Here is a 6,713-nt window from a genome sequence, read left to right on the forward strand (position 1 = left end):
GGCACCGCTCAATGCGGCTGATAAATCGAATCGAACACTCCACCGTCGGCAAAGTGCGTCTTTTGCGCGTTGGTCCAGCCGCCGAATGTGGCATCGACCGTGTAGAGCTTGAGCTTCGGGAACTGCGCGGTCAGATCGGCCGGCAAATTGGTGGCGCGCGGCCGATAGTAGTTGCGCGCCGCGATCCGCTGTCCTTCGTCGGTATAGAGAAACCGCAGATACGCTTCGGCGAGCTTGCGCGTGCCGCGCCGCTCGACGACGCGGTCCACGACCGCCACCGGGGGCTCCGCCAGGATGCTGGCCGACGGCACCACGATCTCGAACTTGTCCGCGCCGAATTCCTTGCGTGCGAGAAACGCCTCGTTCTCCCACGCGATCAGCACATCGCCGAGACCGCGTTGCACGAAGCTCGTCGTCGCGCCGCGCGCTCCGGAATCGAGCACGCCCGCATTGCGATAGAGCGCAGTGACGAACGCGCGGGCCTTGGCGGCGTCGCCACCCGGCCGGTTGAGCGCATAGGCCCAGGCCGCCAGGTAATTCCAGCGCGCCCCGCCCGAAGTCTTGGGGTTCGGCGTCACGATCGAAACCCCCGGTTTCACCAGATCGTCCCAATCCTTGATGTGCTTGGGGTTGCCGCTGCGCACGAGGAACACGATCGTCGACGTATAGGGCGAGGCGTTGTCCGGCAACCGCTTTTGCCAGTCCTGCGCCACGAGGCCCCGGTCGGCCAGCGCCTGGATGTCGTAGGCCAGCGCGAGTGTCACGACGTCGGCCTGCAGGCCGTCGAGCACCGAGCGCGCCTGCGCACCGGAGCCGCCGTGCGACTGACGGATCGAAAGCGTCTCGCCCGTCTGGGCTTTCCATTGCGCGGCGAAAGCCTTGTCGACGTCTTGATAGAGCTCGCGCGTCGGGTCGTAGGAAACATTGAGCAGCGTCGTTTGCGCGAATGCGCTCGGCGATCCAAGAATCAGCGCCGCCGTGCCGGCGGCCATCCCCGCCAACCAGCGTCTGCGCGCGCCGGAACGCGCCGTTCCCCGTGTGCTCATGCGTTTCCCCTCTGCCTGCCGGCGTTTGTATGAAGTCGGGCCAGTCTAGACGGTCGCCCTTATGAGCGGAACGAATGGATTTTCATTTTTTTATACGAAAAAATGCTAAAGGCGGCACCGGGAGCCTTCGCAGCGGGGTCGCAACGTTTTGCTTGAAATCCGCACGATACTGTATAAAAATACAGCAACCTGTTCATACATACAGTGACCCTATGACCAAACTCACCGCACGGCAGCAGCAGGTATTCGATCTGATCCGGCAATCGATCGAGCACAGTGGTTTTCCGCCCACCCGCGCCGAAATTGCCGCGGCGCTGGGTTTCAGCTCGGCAAACTCGGCTGAAGAGCACTTGCGCGCGCTGGCGCGAAAGGGTGTCATCGAACTGGCCGCGGGTGCGTCGCGCGGCATCCGGCTGCTCGGTCTGGACGATGCGCCGCGTCAGCTTTCGCTGCCCCATGCGGCGCTCATGCAGTTGTCGCTGCCGCTGGTCGGACGAGTCGCAGCGGGCAGCCCCATCCTGGCGCAGGAGCATATCTCGCAGCACTACGCCTGTGACCCGGCGCTCTTTTCGAGCAAACCGGATTACCTGCTCAAGGTGCGGGGCCTGTCGATGCGCGACGCCGGCATTCTCGATGGCGACCTGCTGGCGGTGCAAAAGCGCACGGAAGCGAATGACGGTCAAATCATCGTGGCGCGTCTTGGGGACGACGTCACGGTCAAGCGCTTGAAGCGCCGCCCCGACGGTCTCGAACTGATCGCCGAAAACCCCGATTACGAGAACATCTTCGTGCACGCCGGCAGCGCGGAGTTCGCGCTCGAGGGGATTGCCGTCGGCTTGATTCGTCCCACCGAATTCTGAATTACGAACATCACGGAGACGCCATGGACCGCCTTGCCCGCCTTATTCCGTTTCGCGCCTTCGGCCGCCTGCGTCGTTTGCGCGGCCTCATTCCCTGCCCGCCACTCGAGGCAACTCCATTGCGCACCGCGGGGCGCGAATCGACGTTTGCGTCGTCTTCCGGCCTCCAGCCGTCGACACAGCCCGCGTTTGCCCGTGTGTCACTCAACAGCGGCCTGCACGCGGAGCCCGCGCGCCGCGCTCCTGTCCGGGTTTATCACGGCGCGTCGCGCGTAATCCTTGTCGGCACGATCGACGCTGTGTGCCGCATGATCGATCGGTGCATCGACGAGGAGCGCGCCGGGCTGCGCTCAGCCAGTTTGGGTTGAATCCGAGGGGGCAACGCCGGGGCGCATGGGTCCCACTGCCCGCTGAAACAGGTTGTTACCGCTGGTGATGACGGCCGGGATCGTTTCGCGTCGGAAGCAGTCCATCATGAATTCCATCCGAATGAGCTGACTATCGAATGATGAACGATCAAAGGAGTCCCGGCCGCCGCCATCGGCTCGTCACCGCTGTCGCCGTCCTCGTTGCCGTTATCGTCCTCGGGGTGGTCGCCTTGGCGTACGCCTCGCCGTATCTTGTGCTGGATCGGCTCAAGCGCGCGGCGGACGCTCGGAATGCCGAAATCGTCAATCGCTACGTCGACTATCCGGCGCTGCGCACGAGCCTGAAGCAGCAGGTGACCGAGATGCTGGCTCGCCGCATCGATGAGCAAAAACGGGAGCATCCGTTCGCGGCGCTCGGTGCGCTGGTCGGTATGGCGCTGATTGGCCCGCTCGTTGACGCTTATGCCACGCCGGACGGCGTCGCGGCGCTATTGAACGGCTTGCCGCCCCGCGGCGAACCGGGCGAAACGCCGCCGCAGCCGGGCGCACAACCCGACGAGGACTCTGCCGCGTCGGGCCAGGGGCAATCCAACGCGCCCGCGCCTGCGCCTGCGCCTACTCAACCGCCGCGAGCGAGCGCGGGATATGACGGCATCGATCAATTCGTCGTCACCTATCGGCGCGATGCGCAAAGCCGGCCCTACAGCGTGCTGCTGCGGCGCGACGGCTGGTTCTCGTGGAAGCTCTTCGCGGTCAACCTGAATCAGTAGCGTGCGCGCGCTGCCTGTCGGCGCTCAGCTTTCCGTTCCCGCGCCAGCCTTGGCGGGCGCTGCAGTCACGGGCTCTTGCTCATGCGCCGTCGAGACGGCCACGAGAATGCTGCACGACACGCGATCGAGCAATAGCGTGTTACCTGCCCCCATCCACCAGCGGGACAAACCGCTCCGTGCGCGATGCCCGACCACGACGAGGTCCACTTTCAAATCGGCGGCGAGCCGGGCGATTTCATCGATCGGATGACCGAACGCGAAATGCCCCTGTGATTTGACACCCCGCTCTGTGAGCCAATCGACGCCTTCCTGCAGGATTTCCCGGGCGGCGTCCTCGAAGCGGCCGCACGCGACGTCGGTCAATAGCCCAGCGCTTTGGGCGATGCTCGTGCGCATGTCGACAACCGACAATAGATGCGTTTCCGCCTTCAGGTCGAGCGCGAGATCGGCGCCGCAGCGCAATGCTTTGCGGCCTTCGCGCGTGCCGTCGTAACAGAGCAGAATTTTGTTGTAGCTTGCCATCGTGGCCTCCCTTCCTGCGTTAACCGCAGACGTTTGGTTCAATCATGGTGCGGCGCACCCGCGCTTGCAAGAGATGGAAAACGCCTAGTTCGCTGCCGCCCACGCGTCCTTTTATGCTCCCTTGCACGACGCTTTCAGACGATGCAATAGAATGGAGCGCCGACGGACCTATTTTCGTATCAGCCACATTCGACTCCCGATGCCGCAAAACGCGATCGAATTTTCTGACGTGCAAAAACACTACGGCGATAAGACGGTCGTCGATGGACTGAGTTTTCATGTCCGCACGGGTGAATGCTTTGGACTGCTAGGGCCGAACGGGGCCGGCAAGACCACGACACTGAAGATGCTGCTCGGCATCGCGAACCCCGACGCGGGGACGATCATGCTTGCCGGCGAATCCATCCCAGCACGCTCGCGCATCGCCCGGCAGCGCGTCGGCGTAGTCCCCCAATTCGACAATCTCGATCCCGATTTCACCGTGCGCGAGAACCTGCTCATATTCGGCCGTTACTTCGGCCTGTCTGCGAGCAAGACCCGGGCCAAGGTGGATCCGCTGTTGGAATTCGCGCGCCTCGAAAACAAGGCCGATGCTCGCGTGGCCGAACTTTCGGGCGGCATGAAGCGACGTTTGACGCTTGCACGGGCACTGATCAACGACCCGGACGTGCTGGTCATGGACGAACCCACAACCGGGCTCGATCCGCAAGCGAGGCACCTGATTTGGGAACGGTTGCGCTCGTTGTTGTCTCGCGGCAAGACCATCATGCTCACGACACACTTCATGGAGGAAGCGGAGCGGCTCTGCGACAGGCTTTGCATCATCGAGGAAGGCCGAAAGATCGCGGAAGGCGCACCGCGCGCATTGATCGCCAAGGAGATCGGCTGCGATGTCATTGAAGTCTATGGCGCGGCGCCCGAAGCCCTGCGCGAGGAATTGTCGCCTTTTGCGGTGCGCACCGAGATCAGCGGCGAAACGCTTTTTTGCTATGTCGACGATCCGGGGCCCGTCAATGCTCGTCTCGCAGGCCGCCAGGGATTACGCTACCTTCACCGACCGGCGAACCTCGAGGACGTCTTCCTGCGCCTGACCGGGCGAGAAATGCAGGAATGAGCCACGGGCAACGTCAACCGGAAAAGCTTTGATGGATACGTCTTCTTCCCATCGCACCGAAACTGGGCAGCGCCGCACGCGCGAGCGGCATGCCGTGCGCGTGCGATTCGCGTGGCCGTCCAATGCAACGCACTGGATTGCCGTATGGCGGCGCAATTACCTGGTCTGGCGCAAGCTGGCGTTGGCGTCGATGTTCGGCAATCTGGCCGACCCGATGATCTATCTCTTCGGACTGGGCTTCGGGCTCGGGCTGATGGTGGGACACGTCGCCGGTGTCCCGTATATCGACTTTCTGGCGGCGGGCACGGTTGCGTCGAGCGTCATGATGTCCGCCACGTTCGAAGCGATGTACTCTGGATTTTCCCGGATGCACGTGCAGCGTACGTGGGAGGCGATCATGCACACGCCGCTCACGCTCGGCGACATTGTCGTAGGCGAAATCGCGTGGGCGGCCAGCAAGGCGGTGTTGTCGGGCGCCGCGATCATGCTCGTGGCCGGCGCGCTGGGCTATGCGCACTTCCCATCGATGCTGCTCGCCCTGCCCGTCGTTGCGCTGGCCGGGCTCGCTTTCGCGAGCCTCGCGATGATCGTGACGGCGATGGCGCCGTCATACGACTTCTTCATGTTCTACCAGACGCTGGTGATCACGCCGATGCTGCTGCTTTCCGGTGTGTTCTTTCCGCTCGGTCAGCTTCCGCCTGCGGTGCAGCACGCCGCGCTCGCGCTGCCGCTTGCGCACGCGGTGGAGCTGATCCGGCCCGCCATGCTCGGGCGCCCCATGGTCGATGCGCCGCTGCACGTGGCCGTGCTCGCGGCGTATGCCGTTACGTCGTTTCTGGTCTGCTCGGCGCTGTTTTCCCGCCGCATGATGCGTTAGGGCGACCCAAACAACCCTCACTGTTCATCGTCGTCCCAGGGGATTTCGACATCCGTGATGAACGCGACCATCGAAAACGGCTGCGCCTCGTGCCGCCCCATCTTGCCATCGGCTCGATGCCATTCGACGCGGAATCTGACCTCAGGCGTGTCCGCGAGCAGCCGGACCGTGCGCAGTTCTTCGGGATCCGACGTCTCGACGGGGCCGTCGAGCGAAACGAGCAGCTTTTGAGGCCACACGCCGTTGACGGGATCGTAGACGCGGTCGCCGTCGGGAATGGAGGTATGCGCCTCGACGCCGATCGTCGCGCAGGCGTCCACCACCATCTTCGCAAGGGCTCGAAGTACGGCAGTTGCGCGCGCCGAGTTCGCTTGACGAATAGCGAGGTCGCCGCGAGTCAATGCTTGTTCGAGTTTCGGATCGGTCTTCTTTTGCTTGCTCATTTCGTCTTCCAATGAATTCGATACACGACGACCGCCACCGCCGTGCGGGGCATGCGTGGCCGTCGAACGCATCGTACCACCGGTGGGCATGCATCCGGCCCCAACGCATATTCGCCGTGCACCTCGATGTCGCGCAAGCGGCATTCCCGTTTCAAACGCGCTCATCGAGGCCGCGCGACGATCCCGTAAATTTTGATTCGTCTGGAATACGGGACCTACAGGTTTCGGATGACGGCCGATAAAGCCGTGCTTCTATACTGGCCTTGTGCCCGCGTAACGAGACGTAACCGAAAAACGGAAAGCGGCTCGCGTGCTCCCTGTAAAAATAACGACTCAATATATTGGCCAATAAACGGGACGCTTTCATCGAGGGATAAATTGAAACTGCTCGCCCGCCTTGCATTCGTTTCGATTCGCGCAATGCTACGTCCCAACCTCGCGGCGCTCGATGCCTCGGAATGTCATTTCCGCGTGCTGCCGACCGACCTGGACGTGCAGCTGCATATGAACAACGGCCGTTTCCTGCAGATCATGGACCTGGGACGCATCGATCTGCTGCTTCGCAATGGGGTACTGCAGAACGCCATGTCGAAAGGTTGGCGAATGTTGCTGAGCGGCGTCATGATTCGGTATGTTCACGAGCTTCGTCCATTCGAGCGCTATGCGTTGCGCACCCGCATACTCGGATGGGACCGGCGCTTTTTCTATATCGA

The 6,713-nt window shown here is 62.7% G+C and carries 9 protein-coding genes; 6 read left to right on the forward strand and 3 right to left on the reverse strand.

What is annotated here, in order from left to right; genetic code table 11:
* Positions 1-8: 8 nt before the first annotated feature.
* Positions 9-1,046: a sulfate ABC transporter substrate-binding protein gene (locus tag VGL01_RS13055; RefSeq protein WP_331569900.1), complete on the reverse strand. Its 1,038-nt coding sequence runs from the start codon at positions 1,044-1,046 to the stop codon at positions 9-11.
* A 212-nt stretch (positions 1,047-1,258) separates the two neighbouring features.
* On the opposite strand from VGL01_RS13055, the gene lexA reads away from it, so the two are divergent.
* The 3 genes from lexA (at position 1,259) to VGL01_RS13070 (ending at position 3,044) form a co-directional block, all read left to right on the forward strand.
* The gene (lexA, locus tag VGL01_RS13060; RefSeq protein ID WP_173256122.1) at positions 1,259-1,906 is read left to right on the forward strand and encodes a transcriptional repressor LexA; all 648 of its coding nucleotides are present in this window, start codon (positions 1,259-1,261) and stop codon (positions 1,904-1,906) included.
* A gap of 23 nt (positions 1,907-1,929) precedes the next feature.
* Positions 1,930-2,274 (forward strand): hypothetical protein, encoded by a 345-nt coding sequence (locus VGL01_RS13065; protein ID WP_331569902.1) that lies wholly within the window; start codon positions 1,930-1,932, stop codon positions 2,272-2,274.
* 137 nt (positions 2,275-2,411) lie between these two features.
* Positions 2,412-3,044, forward strand: coding sequence for a DUF2939 domain-containing protein (locus VGL01_RS13070; protein ID WP_331569904.1), 633 nt, complete (start codon positions 2,412-2,414; stop codon positions 3,042-3,044).
* 24 nt (positions 3,045-3,068) lie between these two features.
* On the opposite strand, the gene VGL01_RS13075 is transcribed toward VGL01_RS13070, so the two are convergent.
* Positions 3,069-3,566: a universal stress protein gene (locus tag VGL01_RS13075; protein ID WP_331569906.1), complete on the reverse strand. Its 498-nt coding sequence runs from the start codon at positions 3,564-3,566 to the stop codon at positions 3,069-3,071.
* 199 nt (positions 3,567-3,765) lie between these two features.
* Between VGL01_RS13075 and nodI the strand changes: the two genes are divergently transcribed.
* Positions 3,766-4,680: a nodulation factor ABC transporter ATP-binding protein NodI gene (gene nodI, locus VGL01_RS13080; protein WP_331569908.1), complete on the forward strand. Its 915-nt coding sequence runs from the start codon at positions 3,766-3,768 to the stop codon at positions 4,678-4,680.
* 31 nt (positions 4,681-4,711) lie between these two features.
* Entirely contained in the window at positions 4,712-5,557 is an 846-nt protein-coding gene (locus tag VGL01_RS13085; RefSeq protein WP_414720243.1) for an ABC transporter permease, read from the forward strand.
* A gap of 17 nt (positions 5,558-5,574) precedes the next feature.
* On the opposite strand, the gene VGL01_RS13090 is transcribed toward VGL01_RS13085, so the two are convergent.
* Positions 5,575-6,000: a hypothetical protein gene (locus VGL01_RS13090; protein WP_173256117.1), complete on the reverse strand. Its 426-nt coding sequence runs from the start codon at positions 5,998-6,000 to the stop codon at positions 5,575-5,577.
* Between the two features lie 378 nt (positions 6,001-6,378).
* Here VGL01_RS13090 and VGL01_RS13095 point away from each other — a divergent pair.
* Positions 6,379-6,713: thioesterase family protein (locus VGL01_RS13095; RefSeq protein WP_331569910.1), on the forward strand; the 335-nt coding region annotated here is incomplete at its 3' end.

The sequence above is a fragment of the Trinickia sp. genome (assembly GCF_036503415.1).
In the GTDB taxonomy this organism is placed as follows: Bacteria; Pseudomonadota; Gammaproteobacteria; order Burkholderiales; family Burkholderiaceae; genus Trinickia.

Coding starts and splice junctions, on each gene's coding strand:
- VGL01_RS13055 (WP_331569900.1), bottom strand. CDS start 1,046: ATGAGCACACGGGGAACGGCGCGTTCCGGCGCGCGCAGACGCTGGTTG.
- lexA (WP_173256122.1), top strand. CDS start 1,259: ATGACCAAACTCACCGCACGGCAGCAGCAGGTATTCGATCTGATCCGG.
- VGL01_RS13065 (WP_331569902.1), top strand. CDS start 1,930: ATGGACCGCCTTGCCCGCCTTATTCCGTTTCGCGCCTTCGGCCGCCTG.
- VGL01_RS13070 (WP_331569904.1), top strand. CDS start 2,412: ATGATGAACGATCAAAGGAGTCCCGGCCGCCGCCATCGGCTCGTCACC.
- VGL01_RS13075 (WP_331569906.1), bottom strand. CDS start 3,566: ATGGCAAGCTACAACAAAATTCTGCTCTGTTACGACGGCACGCGCGAA.
- nodI (WP_331569908.1), top strand. CDS start 3,766: ATGCCGCAAAACGCGATCGAATTTTCTGACGTGCAAAAACACTACGGC.
- VGL01_RS13085 (WP_414720243.1), top strand. CDS start 4,712: ATGGATACGTCTTCTTCCCATCGCACCGAAACTGGGCAGCGCCGCACG.
- VGL01_RS13090 (WP_173256117.1), bottom strand. CDS start 6,000: ATGAGCAAGCAAAAGAAGACCGATCCGAAACTCGAACAAGCATTGACT.